This window comes from Phytopseudomonas straminea, assembly GCF_900112645.1.
GTDB classification, from domain to species: domain Bacteria; phylum Pseudomonadota; class Gammaproteobacteria; order Pseudomonadales; family Pseudomonadaceae; genus Aquipseudomonas; species Aquipseudomonas straminea.
The window spans coordinates 518,130-534,929 of the sequence record NZ_FOMO01000004.1; the positions used below are offsets into that span (position 1 = coordinate 518,130).

Annotated in this window: 13 protein-coding genes; 4 read left to right on the top strand and 9 right to left on the bottom strand. The window is 65.6% G+C overall.

All coding sequences use genetic code 11. The features are described from left to right. Positions 1-27: 27 nt before the first annotated feature. The 3 genes from mreD to mreB all read right to left on the bottom strand — a co-directional run bounded on the left by mreD (position 28) and on the right by mreB (position 2,624). Positions 28-516 (bottom strand): rod shape-determining protein MreD, encoded by a 489-nt coding sequence (mreD, locus tag BM279_RS12950; RefSeq protein WP_093504224.1) that lies wholly within the window; start codon positions 514-516, stop codon positions 28-30. Next, entirely contained in the window at positions 516-1,505 is a 990-nt protein-coding gene (gene mreC, locus BM279_RS12955) for a rod shape-determining protein MreC (protein WP_093504225.1), read from the bottom strand. Before mreC ends, mreD begins: the two co-directional genes overlap by 1 nt. An 81-nt stretch (positions 1,506-1,586) precedes the next feature. Beyond that, a complete protein-coding gene (mreB, locus tag BM279_RS12960; protein WP_013792778.1) occupies positions 1,587-2,624 on the bottom strand; it encodes a rod shape-determining protein MreB in 1,038 nt (345 codons plus the stop codon). A 328-nt stretch (positions 2,625-2,952) separates the two neighbouring features. On the opposite strand from mreB, the gene gatC reads away from it, so the two are divergent. The 4 genes from gatC (at position 2,953) to BM279_RS12980 (ending at position 6,635) form a co-directional block, all read left to right on the top strand. Beyond that, complete coding sequence (gatC, locus tag BM279_RS12965; RefSeq protein ID WP_013792779.1) at positions 2,953-3,240, top strand: Asp-tRNA(Asn)/Glu-tRNA(Gln) amidotransferase subunit GatC; 288 nt, start codon at positions 2,953-2,955, stop codon at positions 3,238-3,240. A 15-nt stretch (positions 3,241-3,255) separates the two neighbouring features. Next, positions 3,256-4,707, top strand: a complete 1,452-nt coding sequence (gene gatA / locus BM279_RS12970) for an Asp-tRNA(Asn)/Glu-tRNA(Gln) amidotransferase subunit GatA (protein WP_093504226.1) — start codon at positions 3,256-3,258, stop codon at positions 4,705-4,707. A gap of 11 nt (positions 4,708-4,718) precedes the next feature. Next, complete coding sequence (gene gatB / locus BM279_RS12975; RefSeq protein ID WP_093504227.1) at positions 4,719-6,167, top strand: Asp-tRNA(Asn)/Glu-tRNA(Gln) amidotransferase subunit GatB; 1,449 nt, start codon at positions 4,719-4,721, stop codon at positions 6,165-6,167. 66 nt (positions 6,168-6,233) lie between these two features. Beyond that, positions 6,234-6,635 (top strand): septal ring lytic transglycosylase RlpA family protein, encoded by a 402-nt coding sequence (locus BM279_RS12980; RefSeq protein WP_093504228.1) that lies wholly within the window; start codon positions 6,234-6,236, stop codon positions 6,633-6,635. Positions 6,636-6,840: 205 nt separating this feature from the next. On the opposite strand, the gene BM279_RS12985 is transcribed toward BM279_RS12980, so the two are convergent. The 6 genes from BM279_RS12985 to BM279_RS13010 form a co-directional block, all read right to left on the bottom strand. Beyond that, entirely contained in the window at positions 6,841-7,701 is an 861-nt protein-coding gene (locus tag BM279_RS12985) for a LysR family transcriptional regulator (protein WP_093504229.1), read from the bottom strand. An 89-nt stretch (positions 7,702-7,790) separates the two neighbouring features. Next, a complete protein-coding gene (locus tag BM279_RS12990; protein ID WP_093504230.1) occupies positions 7,791-8,921 on the bottom strand; it encodes an HPP family protein in 1,131 nt (376 codons plus the stop codon). A gap of 258 nt (positions 8,922-9,179) precedes the next feature. After that, complete coding sequence (locus BM279_RS12995; protein ID WP_093504231.1) at positions 9,180-9,980, bottom strand: YfaP family protein; 801 nt, start codon at positions 9,978-9,980, stop codon at positions 9,180-9,182. A gap of 4 nt (positions 9,981-9,984) precedes the next feature. After that, on the bottom strand, positions 9,985-11,580 hold the full coding sequence (locus BM279_RS13000) for a DUF2300 domain-containing protein (protein WP_167363140.1): 1,596 nt from the start codon (positions 11,578-11,580) through the stop codon (positions 9,985-9,987). 52 nt (positions 11,581-11,632) lie between these two features. After that, positions 11,633-16,162, bottom strand: a complete 4,530-nt coding sequence (locus BM279_RS13005; protein WP_093504233.1) for an alpha-2-macroglobulin family protein — start codon at positions 16,160-16,162, stop codon at positions 11,633-11,635. Next, a complete protein-coding gene (locus BM279_RS13010) occupies positions 16,159-16,797 on the bottom strand; it encodes a DUF1175 domain-containing protein (protein WP_093504295.1) in 639 nt (212 codons plus the stop codon). Before BM279_RS13010 ends, BM279_RS13005 begins: the two co-directional genes overlap by 4 nt. Positions 16,798-16,800: the final 3 nt, after the last annotated feature.

Below are 16,800 nucleotides of genomic sequence, written 5' to 3' on the forward strand. Positions count from 1 at the left end.
TCTCGCAATCAGGCGCTACAGCGCGGTTCAGTTGACTCGCATGCGCCGGTGCACGGCACGCAGCAGGGTGCACACCCAGGGCCAGAGTAGCGCGCTGACCAGAGCCGGCAGCACGAAGGCGAGGGTCGGCGGGCGGTTGCCGGTCAGGGCGTTGAGCCAGAGCTGCACCAGTTGAGCCACGCCGAACACCACCAACAGCACCATGCTCTGCTGCCACATGGGAAACATGCGTAGGCGCTGATGCAGGCTGAGCACCAGAAAGGTGATCAGGGTGAGGATCAGCGCGTTTTGCCCCAGCAAAGTGCCATTGAGCACGTCGGCCAGCAGGCCGATGCAGAAGGCGCTGGTCATGCCGATGCGGTGCGGCACGGCCAGCACCCAGTAGGTGAGAAACAGCGCCAGCCACAGCGGTCGGCCGATTTCCATGAAGCGCGGCATGGCCGATACGCTGAGCAGCAAGGCCAGCACCAGACTGGCCCAGATCACCCAGAGGTTGCTCGAACGGGACGCGATCATTAGCGGGGCTCCTCACCGTTGGGTGGCTCTACGGGCTGCACCTCCGGTGGCGGCGCCTCGACCGGTGGGGCGTCTTCGATAGGCGCTTCGGCGTCAGGACGGTGACGCGTCTGGCGGTCGACTTCTTCCTGAGCCTCCGCCGACTCGGCAGCACGCTGCGCCGGCGAACGCGGGTCGGTGAATACCAGCAGCATGTAGCGGGTGCGATTAAGGTTGGCGGTCGGCACGGCCCGGACGATGGCGAACGGCTGACCGGAGTCATGCACCACCTCGGTCACCGTGGCCACCGGATAGCCAGCCGGGAAACGCTGGCCAAGACCGGAGCTGACCAGCAGATCGCCTTCCTTGATGTCGGCGGTATCGGCGACGTGGCGCAGCTCGAGGCGTTCGGGGTTACCGGTGCCGGTGGCGATGGCGCGCAGGCCGTTACGGTTGACCTGCACGGGAATGCTGTGGGTGGTGTCGGTGAGCAGCAGCACACGGGAGGTGTAGGGCATCACCTCAACCACCTGGCCCATCAGGCCGCGAGCATCGAGTACCGGCTGGCCGAGCACCACGCCGTCCTTCTCGCCCTTGTCGATGAGAATGCGGTGGGTGAAGGGGTTGGGGTCGATACCGATCAGCTCGGTGGCCAGCACTTCATCGTCGACCAGCGCCGAGGAGTTGAGCAGTTCGCGCAGGCGCACGTTCTGTTCGGTCAGCGCGGCCAGCTTCTGCAGGCGGCGCTGCATCATCAGCTGTTCGGCCTTGAGCTTCTCGTTCTCGGCGGCCAGCTCGTTGCGCGAGCTGAGCTCCTGGGTGGCGCTTTCCCACAGAGTGACCGGCAGACGGCCAAGCCAGTACACTGGCTCGACGATCAGGCCGAGCTGGCTACGAACCGAATGCAGGACGGTGAGACGGGCGTCGACGACCATCAGAGCGGCCGACAGCACGGCGAACACCAGCAGGCGAACACCGAGCGAAGGACCTTTGGCGAATAGCGGCTTTATGGTGATTACCTCGTAGCCTGCCCGGAAGCTGCATGCGGCGCGATGGTAGCTTCCGAGCTGCTGCAGCGTGAGGCGTGCGGCTTATTCGGTGGACAACAGATCCATGCTGTGACGATCCATCATCTCCAGCGCCTTGCCGCCGCCACGGGCGACGCAGGTCAGCGGGTCTTCGGCGACGATCACCGGCAGGCCGGTTTCCTGGCTCAGCAGCTTGTCGAGGTCACGCAGCAGCGCGCCACCACCGGTCAGCACTAGGCCGCGCTCGGCGATGTCCGAAGCCAGCTCGGGCGGCGACTGCTCCAGGGCGCTCTTGACCGCCTGGACGATGGTTGCCAGGGATTCCTGCAGCGCTTCGAGCACTTCGTTGGAGTTCAGGGTGAAGCTGCGCGGCACGCCTTCGGCCAAATTGCGGCCACGTACGTCGACCTCACGGATCTCGCCGCCCGGGTAGGCGGTGCCGATTTCCTGCTTGATGCGCTCGGCGGTGGATTCGCCGATCAGCGAACCGTAGTTGCGGCGCACATAGGTGATGATGGCTTCGTCGAAACGGTCGCCGCCAACCCGTACGGATTCGGCATAGACCACGCCGTTCAGGGAGATCAGTGCGATTTCAGTGGTACCACCACCGATATCGACGACCATCGAACCACGGGCTTCTTCGACCGGCAGGCCGGCACCGATGGCAGCGGCCATCGGCTCTTCGATCAGGAACACTTCGCGGGCACCGGCGCCCAGGGCGGATTCACGGATGGCGCGGCGCTCGACCTGAGTCGACTTGCACGGCACGCAGATCAGCACGCGTGGCGACGGCTGCAGGAAGCTATTTTCGTGAACCTTGTTGATGAAGTACTGCAGCATCTTTTCGCAGACGCTGAAGTCGGCGATCACGCCGTCTTTCATCGGGCGAATGGCGGCAATGTTGCCAGGAGTACGACCGAGCATGCGCTTGGCGTCGGTACCGACGGCGACGACGCTCTTCTGATTGCCATGGGTACGAATGGCGACGACCGACGGCTCGTTCAGGACGATGCCGCGCTCGCGTACATAAATAAGGGTATTGGCAGTGCCCAGGTCAATCGACAGATCGCTGGAAAACATGCCACGCAGTTTTTTGAACATGGGATAGGGACCCTAGGCAACGCGTGGTAAAGATCGGCGCAAGAAAACACGCAGGTAAAAAAGTGCGGCAAACTCTAACAACGGCAGGGATTTTGAGCAAGGCACCAATATGTTAGATTGCCTGTTTTTCCGCGGCCTTGAGGCATCTTTCACACGGGTGGCGACAGCACTGAAAAGCTGTCATGCGCTACCGGTAACTGCCCCAAGCCGCACGTCGCCGCCTTAGACCGCCAGCCAAGCGCATCCGTTCCCTGCCACCTGTGCACGGGTACCTGCCGATACGCGCGCTGGCGACCGCCTGGCGGCCAGTTTTCAAAGGGAGAACCCGATGGCGCTTGAACGCTCCGAGGTGGAAAAGATCGCACACCTGGCCCGCCTGGGCCTGAGTGACAGTGAACTGCCACAGACCACCGCAACCCTCAACAGCATTCTGGGCCTGATCGACAACATGCAGGCGGTCGACACCACCGGCATCGAGCCCCTGGCCCACCCGCTGGAAACCACCCAGCGCCTGCGTGCCGACGCCGTTACCGAAGCGAACCAGCGCGACGCCTATCAGGCCATCGCCCCGGCCGTGGAAAGCGGCCTGTACCTGGTTCCCAAAGTCATCGAGTAAGGAAAGCCTTCCGCCATGCATCAATTGACCCTGGCCGAGATCGCCCGCGCACTCGCCGACAAGCAATTCTCCTCCGCCGAGCTGACCCAGAGCCTGCTGAGCCGCGTCGAGCAGCTCGATCCGCAGCTCAACAGCTTCATCACCGTCACCGCCGACCAGGCCCTCGAGCAGGCCAAGGCCGCCGACGCCCGCCGCGCTGCGGGTGAAAACGGTCCGCTGCTCGGCGCGCCGATCGCCCACAAGGACCTGTTCTGCACCCAGGGCGTGCTGACCAGTTGCGGCTCGAAGATCCTCACCGGCTTCAAGGCGCCCTACGACGCCACCGTGGTCGACAAGCTCAAGGCTGCCGGTACCGTCAGCCTCGGCAAGCTGAACATGGACGAGTTCGCCATGGGCTCGGCCAACGAATCCAGCCACTACGGCCCGGTCAAGAACCCCTGGGACACCAGCCGTGTACCCGGTGGTTCCTCCGGCGGCTCCGCGGCTGCCGTGGCGGCACGGCTGATTCCGGCCGCCACCGGCACCGATACCGGCGGCTCGATTCGCCAGCCGGCCGCGCTGACCAACCTCACCGGCATCAAGCCGACCTACGGTCGGGTGTCGCGCTGGGGCATGATCGCCTACGCCTCCAGCCTCGACCAGGGCGGCCCGCTGGCCCGCTCTGCCGAGGATTGCGCCCTGCTGCTCGGCGCCATGGCCGGTTTCGACCCGAAGGATTCGACCAGTGTCGATCAACCGGTCGATGACTACCTGGCCGCCCTCGCCCAGCCACTGGCGGGCCTGCGCATCGGCCTGCCCAAGGAGTACTTCGGTGCCGGCCTGGACGCGCGCATCGGCGAGAAAGTCATGGCCGTGGTCGAGGAGCTGAAGAAGCTCGGCGCAACCGTCAAGGACATCAGCCTGCCGAACATGCAGCATGCCATCCCGGCCTACTACGTGATCGCCCCGGCCGAGGCCAGCTCCAACCTGTCGCGTTTCGACGGCGTGCGTTTCGGCTATCGCTGCGAAAACCCGAAGGACCTGCAGGACCTGTACAAGCGTTCCCGTGGCGAAGGCTTCGGCGAGGAAGTGAAGCGCCGCATCATGGTCGGCACCTACGCGCTGTCCGCCGGCTACTACGACGCTTACTACATCAAGGCCCAGCAGATCCGCCGACTGATCAAGAACGACTTCGTGGCGGCCTTCAAGGACGTCGACGTGATCCTCGGCCCGACCACGCCGAACCTGGCCTGGAAACTCGGCGAGAAGAACGCCGACCCGGTCTCCGCCTACCTGGAAGACATCTACACCATCACCGCCAACCTGGCCGGCATTCCCGGCCTGTCGATGCCGGCCGGCTTCGTCGATGGCCTGCCGGTGGGCGTGCAGTTGCTCGGCAACTACTTCCAGGAAGGTCGTCTGCTCAACGTCGCGCACCAGTACCAGCAGGTCAGCGACTGGCACAAACAAGCACCGAGCGGATTCTGAGGAACACTTTTATGCAATGGGAAACCGTCATCGGGCTCGAGATTCACGCTCAGCTCAGCACCCAATCGAAGATCTTCTCGGCCAGCGCCACCACCTTCGGCGCCGAGCCCAACACCCAGGCCAGCCTGGTCGACCTCGGCATGCCCGGCACCCTGCCGGTGCTCAACGCCGAGGCCGTGCGCATGGCCTGCCAGTTCGGCCTGGCCATCGATGCAGAGATCGCCGAGCGTAACGTCTTCGCGCGCAAGAACTACTTCTACCCGGACCTGCCGAAGGGCTACCAGACCAGCCAGATGGATCATCCCATCGTGGGCAAGGGCTTCCTCGACATCACCCTGGAAGACGGCACCGTCAAGCGTATCGGCATCACCCGCGCGCACCTCGAAGAAGACGCCGGCAAGAGCCTGCACGAAGACTTCCAGGGCATGAGCGGCATCGACCTGAACCGCGCCGGCACGCCGCTGCTGGAAATCGTCTCCGAACCGGACATCCGTTCGGCCAAGGAAGCGGTGGCCTATGTGAAGGCCATCCACGCACTCGTCCGTTATCTGGGTATCTGCGACGGCAACATGGCCGAAGGCTCGCTGCGTTGCGACTGCAACGTGTCGGTACGCCCTAAGGGCCAGGCCGAGTTCGGCACGCGCGCCGAGATCAAGAACGTCAACTCCTTCCGCTTCATCGAGAAAGCCATCAACCATGAAGTGCAGCGCCAGATCGAGCTGATCGAGGACGGCGGCAAGGTGGTGCAGGAAACCCGCCTGTACGATCCCAACAAGGATCAGACGCGCTCCATGCGCAGCAAGGAAGAAGCCAACGACTACCGTTACTTCCCCTGCCCGGACCTGCTGCCGGTGGTGATTGAGCGCAGCTTCCTCGACGAACTGCGCAGCCAACTGCCCGAGCTGCCGCCGCAGAAGCGCGAGCGTTTCGAGAGCCAGTTCGGCCTGTCCACCTACGATGCCAGCGTGCTCAGCGCCAGCCGCGAAATGGCCGACTACTTCGAAGCCGTCGAAAAGACCTGTGGCGATGCCAAGCTGTCGGCCAACTGGGTGATGGGCGAGCTGTCCAGCCTGCTCAACAAGGAAGGCCTGGAGATCGAGCAGTCGCCGGTGTCGGCCGAGCAACTGGGCGGCATGATCCTGCGCATCAAGGACAACACCATCAGCGGCAAGATCGCCAAGATGGTCTTCGAGGCCCTGGCTGCCGGTGAAGGCGCAACGGCCGATGAAGTGATCCAGAAGAAGGGCCTCAAGCAGGTCACCGATTCCGGCGCCATCGAGACGATGCTCGACGAAGTGCTGGCGGCCAACGCTGAGCAGGTCGAGCAATACCGCGCCAGCGACGAAGCCAAGCGCGGCAAGATGTTCGGCTTCTTCGTCGGCCAGGCCATGAAAGCCTCCAAGGGCAAGGCCAACCCGGGGCAAGTGAACGAACTGCTGAAGAAGAAGCTCGAAGGTTGAGCGATTTGAAAACGCCGGGATTGCCCGGCGTTTTCATGTCTGATGGATGGCAAAGGGAGAACAACGATGCGAGGACTGTCGATTGTGCTGGTGCTGTTCAGCCTGCTGCTCGCCGGCTGCAGCACGCCCCGTGGCGGCCTGCCCTATGGCAGCTATGACAGCAGCGTGGCCGGCGACTACCGCGCTGAAGGCAAGGCCTCGTATTACGGCCGCGCGCACCACGGCAACAAGACCGCCAGCGGCGAGCGCTTCGACCAGAACGCGCTGACCGCCGCACACCGCACCCTACCCTTCGGCACCATGGTTCGGGTTACCAACCTCGACAATGGCCAGAGCGTGGTGGTGCGCATCAACGACCGAGGCCCCTTCGCCCGCGGGCGCATCATCGACGTGTCGCGCAAGGCGGCCGAGTCGTTGGATATGCTCAAGACGGGCGTGGCGCCGGTGCGGGTGGAAAGCCTGAAGTAAGACGGAGGGGTTGCTCATGATCTCTCAGGCAGCGTAAAGGACTGCTACAAAACAAAAGCGGACATCGTTGCTTTACCTGTGGGGACGGGCCATGCCCGTGATTTTTTCGCGGGCATGGCCCGCTCCCACAGATGGGCCTTATGGCTGCTACCGCCACTTCGCAGGCAAAGCGCTGAACTTCAACCTGAAAATCGTGAGCAGACGCCTACAACGCCGGATCCCAGCGCTGCGACCAGTCGGTATCTTGCGCAGCGATCTCGCGCAGCAGCTCGAAGCTTTGCTGCAGGGCTGCCGAATCCCGCTCGCGGGAATACACCAGATAGGTCGGGTAGCTGAACTCTGGCGCCCTGGGCACCCGCTCCAGTACCTTCTTGTCCAGGTAGCTCTGCACAACGCGCGTGCGGAAGTAGCCCGAGCCGCCGTGCTCCAGGATGTATTGCAGGGCCAGCGGCCCGAGATTGAAGGACACCGGTGCCCGCGCCTTGTCCGGCAGGGCGCGGTCGTGCTGGGCGCGGAAGCTGTCGCTCCAGTCGATATAGACGTAGGGCTCCGGGTTTGCCGCACGGACCAGAATCAGCTTTTCCTCGAGCACCTGCTCGACCTGCACGCCGGCCCAGTAGGTGGGCTGGTAGACCAGCGCCGCGTCCATCACGCCCATTTCCACCTGCCGCAACAGGCTGGCGCATTCGGCCACCTGGGCGCGCACCGCGTAGCCGTCGACGCCCTCGCGGATGGCGCTGACCCAACGCAGCATCAGCGGATTGCACAGGCTCACCTCGCCGCCGATATGCAGCACGTTGTGATAACCGTCCGGCAACGGCAGGTCGCGCTGCGCGGCCTCCCAGGTCTGCTGGATCTGGTTGGCGTAGGTGACGAACGCCTCGCCATCGGGCGTCAGCCGCGCGCCAGCGCGATTGCGCACGAACAGCATGCTGCCCAGATGACTTTCCAGCTTCTGGATACGCGCGGTGATCGCCGTCTGGGTGACGTGCATGCGCTCGGCGGCGGCGATGAAACTGCCGCTACGGACGATTTCCAGAAAGGTACGGGTAAGGTCGATATCCATGGTCGCTGGGCCAGCCCGATTGGCGCTGGCGATTCCTCAAGCCTGATCCGGCGCCCAGTGTACGGGCGCGCGGCGGATCATTCGATGCTTCAATCGAGGTGTCTGAGCAGGTCGCGGTGCAGCGCGGCGACCAGGTCGGTCTGGGTGATCACCCCGACCAGCCGGCCCTCGTCGAGCACCGGCAGGCAATGCAGGCCGTCGTCGGAGAGCAACGCGATCAGGTCGACGACATGGGTATCGACATCCACCGTGCGCACCGGCGCGGTCATCAGCTCGCCCAGCGTCTGCTTCTTCTGCAGGCCGAGGATCGCTCGCAGGTTGAACGTATTGGCCCGCGTGGCGCTGACCAGATCGACCAGGCTGACGATACCGACCAGCCTGCCGGCGTCGAGAATCGGCAGCGCCTTGAGGCCGTGATGGGTGAGCAGGTACAGGCCCTTGGCGACCGCCGTTTGCGGCGTGGCGTGGATCAGGTCGCGGGACATCATCTGCCCGGCACGGATCTCGCCCGTGCTGCGGCGCAGCGCGTGCTTCTCGGTGCTGCGCACGATCAGCTCGAGGTCTTCACGGGTGATGTCGACGAAGGAACCCAGTTCGTCAAGGGCGTAGTCCAGGTCATCGGCGTTGATGCCGGCGCGCTCGCTCGGCAGCGGGTCGCGGGTGTGATGCACCGCAGGCGTGCCGGGGTGCGGGCGCGGATACGGCACGCGGGTCAGGTTGTTGTAGAGCAGCGCGCAGGCCAGGAGCCCGACGCCGGCGGTCATCGCCGCCAGCGCCGGCTGCCAGAATGGCTCGCCCGACAGCGGTGTGGCGAACACCATGCAGAAAGCGATGGCCCCGCCCGGCGGATGCAGGCAGCGCAGCGGGCACATCAATAGCAGGCTCAGGCCCAGGGCCAACGCCGCGCCGAGCAGGCTGTGATCGATGAAATGGGTGATCGTCAGTGCGACGGCACTGGCGCACAGGTAGCTGCCGAGAATCGACCAGGGCTGGGCCAGAGCCCCCGAGGACACGGCGAACAGCAGCACGGCCGAAGCCGCCAGGGGGCCGGAGAAATGTACCGCCATGTGCAAGCCGAACAACTGGCTGCATACCCAGGCGCTGAACAGGAACCCGGCAGCGGCACCAAAGGCGGCGCGGCTCCACTCACGAGGACGGGTGTGCAGGGCATCAGGCAGAAAGGCGGAGAGCCATTGGGGGAAATGCGCGTGGGACTTCATCGCTACCGTCGAAAAGATCGAGCCTCTCAAATGAGAGGCCCGCTGGGGACCGCTGGAAGCGGCTGGCAGGAGCATCCGTCCCTGGATGATGTACTCGTCTGTTTGCAACCTTGCCCGCCCCGGCAGAGAAACCGTGGCGAGCAATGGAGCTGAGTGTGACTAAGGGATTCAGCGCGATCAAACGAATAATAATGAAGAATGGATAAGCTTTTTTTGATACCAAACGACACGCATCACGCCTGTAGCCCGGGTTGAAGATCAGGGATAGCTGAAGCTTTTTACCAGCGTCAGCTCACCCGGCGTACGCATCGGCACCAGAAAACTCTCCTGCTTCTCGTTGACCGTGCCCTCTTCGGTAATCAAGGTGATCTGCCCGGTGGTGAGGATCTGCTCGGGGTTGCCCTCGCCCTCTTCGTCGTAGCTGTAGCCGCCGCCGTAGTAGTTCACGTAGACCAGGTACCGGCCCTTTAGCGGCGTGGGCGAGGCGATCATTTCCGGGCCGTAGCCGGTGGTCACGTCGACATCCAGGGCAGCGCCGTTGGCCAGCGAACGATTGCCGTACCACACATGCTCGCCATCGGGCGTGACCAGGTGCAGGTCCAGGTCGGTGTTGTCGCTGTCCCACGACAGCACCACGCGCAGGCGCGCGGGGGTTTCGCCGCTGCCATTGTTGTAGAACTGCACGCGCCGACGCTGGCTGCCATCCGGGCTGCGCACCTCGACGTTGTTGCTGCCGGCCGGGAACACGAACGGGCGGTCGAAGCCGCCGTCCTCGTCGATCTTCAGCGGCATGCTGGTGCCGTTGACCACCAAGCGACCCGGCGCCCTGCTCTCGTCCTTGCGCAACGCGCTGATCGCACCCTTGATGCGTGCGGTGTCGGCCTGGTTGGCGGCGCTGTTCACCGAAGAGGCCGGGTAATTGACCTCCTGCATGAACTGCGCGCCGTCGCCACCGCCGACGCGCCAACCGCTACGTGGCGTGTCGAGCTTCACCTCGGCCAGTGCGCACAGCGGCAGCAGGGTCAGGCAGAGGGCGATACGAGGGGTGATCAGGGCCATGATGTCATTCCAGTAACAGGGTGCGGGCGAGGCCTTCGACGTAGGCCTCGTCCTGTCCATTGGGGTGGGCGACGAACGCCAGGTGCAGGTATTCGTGGGTCAGGTCGAGGCGATCCTGTAGGGAGAAGAAGCCGCGCACGAAAATGCGCTGCCGCTCACGATCCACATAGGGCCGCCCGGAAGCCAGTTGGCAAACGGTGAACTGCTGAATTTCTTCATACCCCGGCTCCATGTCCAGGCGCGGGCGCCAGTCGCGGCGCTGCTTGCGCAGCCACTGCTCGGCAGCGACCAGCGGCTGGCAGGCGGCCACGGGCTTGTCCCAACGGCTCAGGGTGGCACGCGGGAAGGCGCGAGCGAGGATGGCGTCGTAACGCAGGCCACTGTTCGCCTGCTCGACCGCTTGGCTCCAGGCCAGACGATCAGGCCCCGGCTGGGTGCTGTGATAGGTCACCGGCGTACCGGCCAGCACCAGGTCGGCCGTCCACGCGGCGATATACTTGGCGCCCTGGCTGGCCGGGCGCGGCGCCACGCGCTGGCTGGCGCTGCTGTCGTCGATGCGCAGGCATTCGCCACGGCGACCGGCGCTCTGCAACAGGTAGGTGCGCGCAGCGATGGCCAGTGCCTTGGCGGCCTCGGCGGGCTGCGCCGAGGCCTCTCGATCCAGCACCCGGGCCACGTAGTCTTCGCGCTGCAGATGGGCAGTGAGCTGCTGGCCCTCGTTCGTACGTTCGAGAAACAGCTCGCCGTGGCTTTCGATGGGCAGGCGGTTGCCATTGGCGAACTCGACCTCGTAGCGCCCGTTGAGCACACCCGGCTCCATGGCCGCGTCACTGCCCTCGCGCCGCAGCTGACGCAACGGGTAGCGGGCGAACAGGCGCACCTCGACGCAGCTGCCGGCCTCGCTTGGCCAGGCCGCTGGCAGCACCTGGCCGAGCGCCTCGGCATGGCGCTTGAGCACCATCACGCTGGTGCCCGAGCCGCCCGCCCAGACGGGCGTGCCGTCGGCCAGCCAGCCGGCGAAACCACCCTGGCGCGCCTGGGGATCGTTATCGGCCAGCCAGCTCCAGGTCTTCACCCGCAGGCGGCTGCCCAGGGCGCTGACGGTCGAGCCGTCGCCGGCCAGCACCACGTCCAGCAGCACCTTGCGGGCATCGGCCTGGGCGGGCAATTGCGCAAGTTGCGTGAGCAGTTGCTGAATGGAGACGCGGGTCGCCGGCGCCAGGCGCTGGCGCTCGCTGATCCAGCTCGGCGCCTTGCGCGCCTGCCAGTAGCGCGACCAGTCGTCTTGGTCCAGTTGCAGGTTCTGCTGCTCGAAATACAGGCCGCAGGATTTGACCAGCGCCTGGTCCCGGTCGATGCGCTCGCCGGGGTTGCAGCAGTAAACCTCTTCCTTGTCCTGCCCGCGGCACTGATAGCCGTTGTCCGGCTGTTTGGTGTCGACCAGATAGGCGTAGACGAACAGCTTCCACAGGCTGCCCAGCGGCGCCTCCAGGCTGTCAGACAGAGCTTCGCGGCTGAGCAACCGCTGCCCGTCGAGGCGCAACAACTCGCTGCCGTCGGCCCGTAGCCAGGCCAGCGACAGCGGCGCTTCGCTGGCCATCGCCGAACCGCCCAAGGCGGCCAGCAGGGCTAGCGAAACGAGCAGGCCGTACTTACTCAACGGTTACCTTCTGCAATGCGGGCTCGCTCTCGAGTGCCTGCTGGCCCGGCGCGTAGAGGCGCACGTAGCGAGCCGGCGGCAACACGAACTCGCCCTTCTGCGAGAAGCGCACCAGGTGACGCAGCACCAGTTCGCCTTGCAGGGCGTCCACCGGCACCGCATAGCTGAGTTCGCCCGGCTCGTTGCGGGCCTTTTCCAGCGCCGCGGCTTCATCGCCACCCAGGCCGCTGACCTGGATGCCCCAGGTGGTGCGCTCCACATCGGCGCCCGGCGGCAGCGGCACTTCCAGCATGCCGTAGCGCAGGATCTGTTCGCCTTCGCTGCTGAGGGTCACTTCGTCCAGGTACAGGTCGGCGCTGGATATCTCGTCCTTGCCGACTTCTTCGGCACGGAACTCGAAGGCCTTTTCGCCCGGTACCAGCCGCAGCAGACGACGCTTGACGGTGACCGGCACATTGCTCGGCGCAGCCTGGGCGCTCTGGTAGTCGAGGCGTACGTCGTTCGGCTGATCCAGATCGCCGGCCACCTGCAGGGCCTGGGGCGGTTGCACGCCCGTCCACTGCCAGTAGTTGTCGCCGCTGGTGCCTTCCACGGCCTGCCAGTCGCCCTCCAGCGCTAGCGTCGGCTGGGCACTGCGCAGGTCCAGCGAAGGTTGCAGCCAGGTCAGCGCCAGGGCGCGTTCCAGGCCGGCCTGGGCCGGTGCCAGCTCGCCGAGCAGGCGCTGGGCGCGCTGACGATCCGGGCCATCGAGGTACAAGGCGACGGCCGCGACGAACGGCGACTGGCTCTCGGCCAGGCGACGACGGGCACCATCGAGTTGTACTTGCAGGGCCTCGGCGACCGGCACGTTGTTCTGCTGCGCCAGGCGATTGCCCAGCTCGCGGGCAATCGCCTGGCCCAGGGCCGAATCCGGCGCCGCCATCACCAGGCTGTCGCCTTCGCCAAGCACCACTTCCTCGCCCTCACCCGCGGCGGCCAGGTCATACACCAGGCCTTCGAGCAGGGTTTTCACCGGCAGGCCCATGTCGCGGGCGAACGCCAGGATCAGCGCACGCTGCAGCAGTGGCGTTTCTGGAGCGCGCTTGGCATAGAGTTCCAGCACGCGCTGCCAGTGCTCGGGCGGCAACTGAATGGCCAGGGCGCGGCTGGCGTGCCAGTCGGCATAATAGGCGTAGGTGGTCAGGAAGGCGTCGCCATCGGCATCGCCGCCCCACCAGGTGAAGGTCGCTTCGGGACCAGCCATCTGCACCAGGCGCAGGCGGCTGTTCTGCATGATCAGGCGCAGGCGATCCTTGATGCGCGGCTCGCCGGCGGCCAGCGCCGGGTAGGCCAGGCTCAGTGGCAGCAGGCGGCTGGCGGTCTGCTCGACACCGCCATAGGGGTAGTCGAGCAGGTCGTCCAGCGCGGCGTTGAACAGGCCCGCGCCGCTGTCGGCCACGCGCAGTTGCACCTGGCTGGCATCGGCCGGCAATTGCAGCGGCGTGCTGCCCGGGAACACCGACAGGTGCTCGCTGCGCACCTGCTGCCAGCCGGGCGCCACGGTGCTCAGCTTGACGGCCAGCGCGTCGGCGATCTTGTCGGCCTGGCGCAGCTCGGCGCTGAAATCGCCAGCGGCGATCACTGCCTCTTCGACCGGCAGGTAGTTGATGCCCTTGGCCAACATCACCTCGCGGCGCTGCTCCTGCTCGCCATGACGAATCAGCAGCTCGGCCTTGGCGCCCGCCTCGCCCTGGTTGAAGGCGAACAGGCCCAACGCCGGTTTGTCACCGACGCGGAAGCGGCTCGGGCCGCTCCACTTCAGGTACAGCGGCTTTTCCGAGCGCACGAACTGGCGCTTCTGACCGACATCGCCGTCAGCGCTGACTGCTCGGGCGGTGATGCGCCAGCGGGTCAGCGAGTCCGGCATGCGGAAGCTGAAGCTCGCCTTGCCGTTGGCATCGGTGACCAGATCCGGCTGCCAGGCAGCGGTGTCGACTTCTTCGCGGCGCGGGCGCTCCAGCACCTTGACACCACGCTCGCTGCGGTTGGCGCGGCCCGGTGCACTGGGAATGCCCGGCAGGGCCAGGTCGTAGCTGATGAACGACAGGCTGGCGCTGGTGCGCACGTTGTTGCGGCGCGGGTGATAGAAGAACTGGTCGATGCCCGGGGCGATTTCCGGTTGCAGGGCGTAGATCATCTCGTCCACCACGCTGACCGTCAGGCGCGTCGGCACCGGCTTGCCTTCGAACAGGGTGCTCAGCTCGACGGTGACCAGCTCGCCCGGTTGCACCACCTCCTTGTCGGCCTTGATAGCGATGTCGATCTGCGGCGTGGCGACCTTGATGCCGGCGTTCTGGAAGCTGTAATCGCCGCCGCGGGTATACAGCGCCGAGAAGGTGATGTTCGGCGAGAAGGTCTTGCCGACCGGAATCCGCGCGCGGTACTGGGTGTCGGACAAACGCTCGAGCTTGAGCCAGTCGCCGCCCTTGGAGAGCAGCGCGGTGGCTTCGACCTTGTCGCGCTCCAGGGTCAGCAGCGCATCGCTGACCGGCTCGGGAAAGGTGATCAGCGCCAGGGCTTCGTCGCCGGCCTGGTACTCGGCCTTGTCGAGCACGATCTCGATGGTGCCGGCCACCGATTTGACGCCTTCGCCGCTGACCGAATGGCCGGTGGCGCCGAGGATCAGGCCACTGTCATCCTTGAGGGTGATGCTGTAGGTACCGGGGCGCTCGAAATTCAGCTCGAAGCCCTTGGCATCCGCCGCCAGCTCACCGTTGCCGGTGCTCTGATCTTCCAGGCGCACCCACTCGTAGCGGGCCGGTTTACGTTCACTGGCGCCTTCACTCTGATAGGTGAAGTTCACCGCCTGGCCGGCCGAACTGAAACGCTGCGGCGCGCTCAGGCGATAGCGGGCGGCGCCGCGCTCGATGAGGATTTCCTTGCTGGTCTTGACCCGGTAGGCGGCGCCATCGCTGGCGAACACGCTGAGCAGGTAGCGGCTCGGCTTGTCGGCAGCCGGCAGGTCGAGCGCCGCGCGGCCCTGGCTGTCGGTGCTGACTTCGCTACTGGCCAGCTCGACCGGGAACTGGCCGAGGTACTGCAGTTCGTTGTCGACCATCGACAGCTGCTGGGCACGCAGGCTCAGCTGCACCTTGGCGTTGGCCACCGGCTTGCCGTCCGGGTAAAGCAGTACCAGGGCGCCCTTGACCGGCTCGCCGGTGCGAAAGTCCGGCTTGTCGAGATCCAGTGACACCTCGAAGTGCGGCTTGATGTACTCGGCGACGCGGAAGGCGCTGCTGTACAGCCCGTCGCGGTAGGCGAAGCGCAGCTCGTAGCCGCCCGCCACGGCGTTGTCCGGCAGCTGGAAGCGAGCCTGGCCGCCACGGGCGCTGTCGAAATCGAGCTTCTGGGTCTGCAGCACGGTGCCGTTGGCATCGAGCACGCTGAGGCTGATCGGTGCGGTGCCGGCCGCTACGGATTCGCGGGCGTTCTTGAACTCGCGGCCGACGATCTTCACTTCCACCCAGTCGCCGGGGCGGTACAGCGGGCGGTCGGTGAAGGCGTACAGCTTGGTGTCATAGATTTCGCTGTCGTAATAGAAGTTCTCGGAAACGAACACGCCGCCGTCGACGTCCTCGCCTATCACGTAGGAGCGCTCCGGGCTGGCGTGGCCCAGGCGCAGCAGGCCCTGGGCGTCGGTCTTGCCGCTGGTCATCACGCCCACGCCATCGCTCCACAGCAGCTTGGCGTCGGCTACAGGGGTGCCCTGGTGCTTGTCGGCCGTCCACACCAGCAGCTCGCCGCCAGCGATCTTGCTGACCGCCACGGTGTTGGAGACGAACACCACGGTGGTGGCGCGGTACTTGCCGATGATCGCTTCGGCCAGATACAGGCCCGGCTTGAGCTTGCCCAGCGGCACGTAGACGTTACCCGAGGCGACGCTGACGAAGTTGCTCGACGAGCCGGACAGGTCGACGCCGGCAGGCGGCTCGATAGGCTTGGCTTCCCACAGCGGGTAGCGGAACTCGGCGACCAGCGGCAGGCCCTTCATCGGCGCGAATTGCACCTGCGGGGTGTACTCGGTGGGAGCGGCGATGGCGTTGCCCATCTTCAGCTCCGGCGCCTCCTCGGTGACCTGCTTGCGCGACTCGTAGGAGAAGGCGCGCTGCATCACCCGGCGGGATTTGCGGTACCAGTTGTCCCACAGGTACGACAGGGTGTTGGACAGCCCCTCGCCCTTGAACTGGCCCTCGGCGACCACGCGGTGCAGGTTCTTCTGGCGCTTGAGGAACTCCAGCGGCTGGTCGATGCGGTACAGGCGCATGTCCACGCCGCCGTAGCCTTCCATCCGATAACGGCGGTAATCGCGGCCCGGCGCCTCGAGGCGCACGGTGGCCACTTCATCGGCAGCGAAGCTCGAGTCGGCGAGCAGGAAGAACGACTCGCCGGCCAGCGGCGTGTAGCCGCTGGCCGGCACTTCGTCTTCGGAGTGAGCGGCCAGGGGCATGAGCGCCAGCAGCGCGACGGCGAGCAGACGGTTCATCGCGCGAGGAAATTCAGCCGATAGATGCCGATAAAGTTGGGGTTGGCGTCGTCGGGTATCCATCGGGTGTCCTTCCATGTCATGAGTTGTTGCAGGCTGACGGCACGCATGCCGTTATCCGTGGGAGTGGTGGTGCCGGTGTGGTAAACGATGTCGCGGCCCATCCAGATCATCAGGTGCTGGTCGTCGCCCTGGTCGAAGAACATCAGGTCGCCGGGGCGCGCCTGGTTCAGGTCGCGACCGACCAGAGCGCTGTTGAACTGGATCATCTTGATCGCGTTGACGTAGGGGCCGCGCTTGCCGCCGCCCTGCTCCCAGTTCTGCGCCAGCGTGCGTTGCGCGTCGCTCAGCTGCAGCTCGGGCGGCAGGTAACGATTGGACAGGCCATTGGCGCGCAGCCACTTGGCGTCGTGCACCTTGAGCGCCTCGTTGGCGGCGAAACGCACTAGACCTACGCAATCCTGCTGATACCAGCGCGGGCTCGGGCCCTGGCGCAGCTGCTCTTGGGCGATACGCACGAACCAGGCGCGAAAGATCTGCGACTGCTCGGGATCGAGGCCGGGCGCCTGCTCGGCGCGCGCGCACAGGCCAAACGCGAACAGCGCCGCAGCCAGCAGCACGCGCCAGGCCGGCATGGC

Bases quoted from the DNA above. Each gene is read 5' to 3' on its own strand.
- gatC (WP_013792779.1), top strand. From the start codon at position 2,953: ATGGCGCTTGAACGCTCCGAGGTGGAAAAGATCGCACACCTGGCCCGC.
- gatB (WP_093504227.1), top strand. From the start codon at position 4,719: ATGCAATGGGAAACCGTCATCGGGCTCGAGATTCACGCTCAGCTCAGC.
- BM279_RS12980 (WP_093504228.1), top strand. From the start codon at position 6,234: ATGCGAGGACTGTCGATTGTGCTGGTGCTGTTCAGCCTGCTGCTCGCC.
- BM279_RS12990 (WP_093504230.1), bottom strand. From the start codon at position 8,921: ATGAAGTCCCACGCGCATTTCCCCCAATGGCTCTCCGCCTTTCTGCCT.
- BM279_RS12985 (WP_093504229.1), bottom strand. From the start codon at position 7,701: ATGGATATCGACCTTACCCGTACCTTTCTGGAAATCGTCCGTAGCGGC.
- mreB (WP_013792778.1), bottom strand. From the start codon at position 2,624: ATGTTCAAAAAACTGCGTGGCATGTTTTCCAGCGATCTGTCGATTGAC.
- mreD (WP_093504224.1), bottom strand. From the start codon at position 516: ATGATCGCGTCCCGTTCGAGCAACCTCTGGGTGATCTGGGCCAGTCTG.
- BM279_RS13000 (WP_167363140.1), bottom strand. From the start codon at position 11,580: ATGGCCAGCGAAGCGCCGCTGTCGCTGGCCTGGCTACGGGCCGACGGC.
- BM279_RS12995 (WP_093504231.1), bottom strand. From the start codon at position 9,980: ATGGCCCTGATCACCCCTCGTATCGCCCTCTGCCTGACCCTGCTGCCG.
- BM279_RS13010 (WP_093504295.1), bottom strand. From the start codon at position 16,797: ATGCCGGCCTGGCGCGTGCTGCTGGCTGCGGCGCTGTTCGCGTTTGGC.
- BM279_RS13005 (WP_093504233.1), bottom strand. From the start codon at position 16,162: ATGAACCGTCTGCTCGCCGTCGCGCTGCTGGCGCTCATGCCCCTGGCC.
- gatA (WP_093504226.1), top strand. From the start codon at position 3,256: ATGCATCAATTGACCCTGGCCGAGATCGCCCGCGCACTCGCCGACAAG.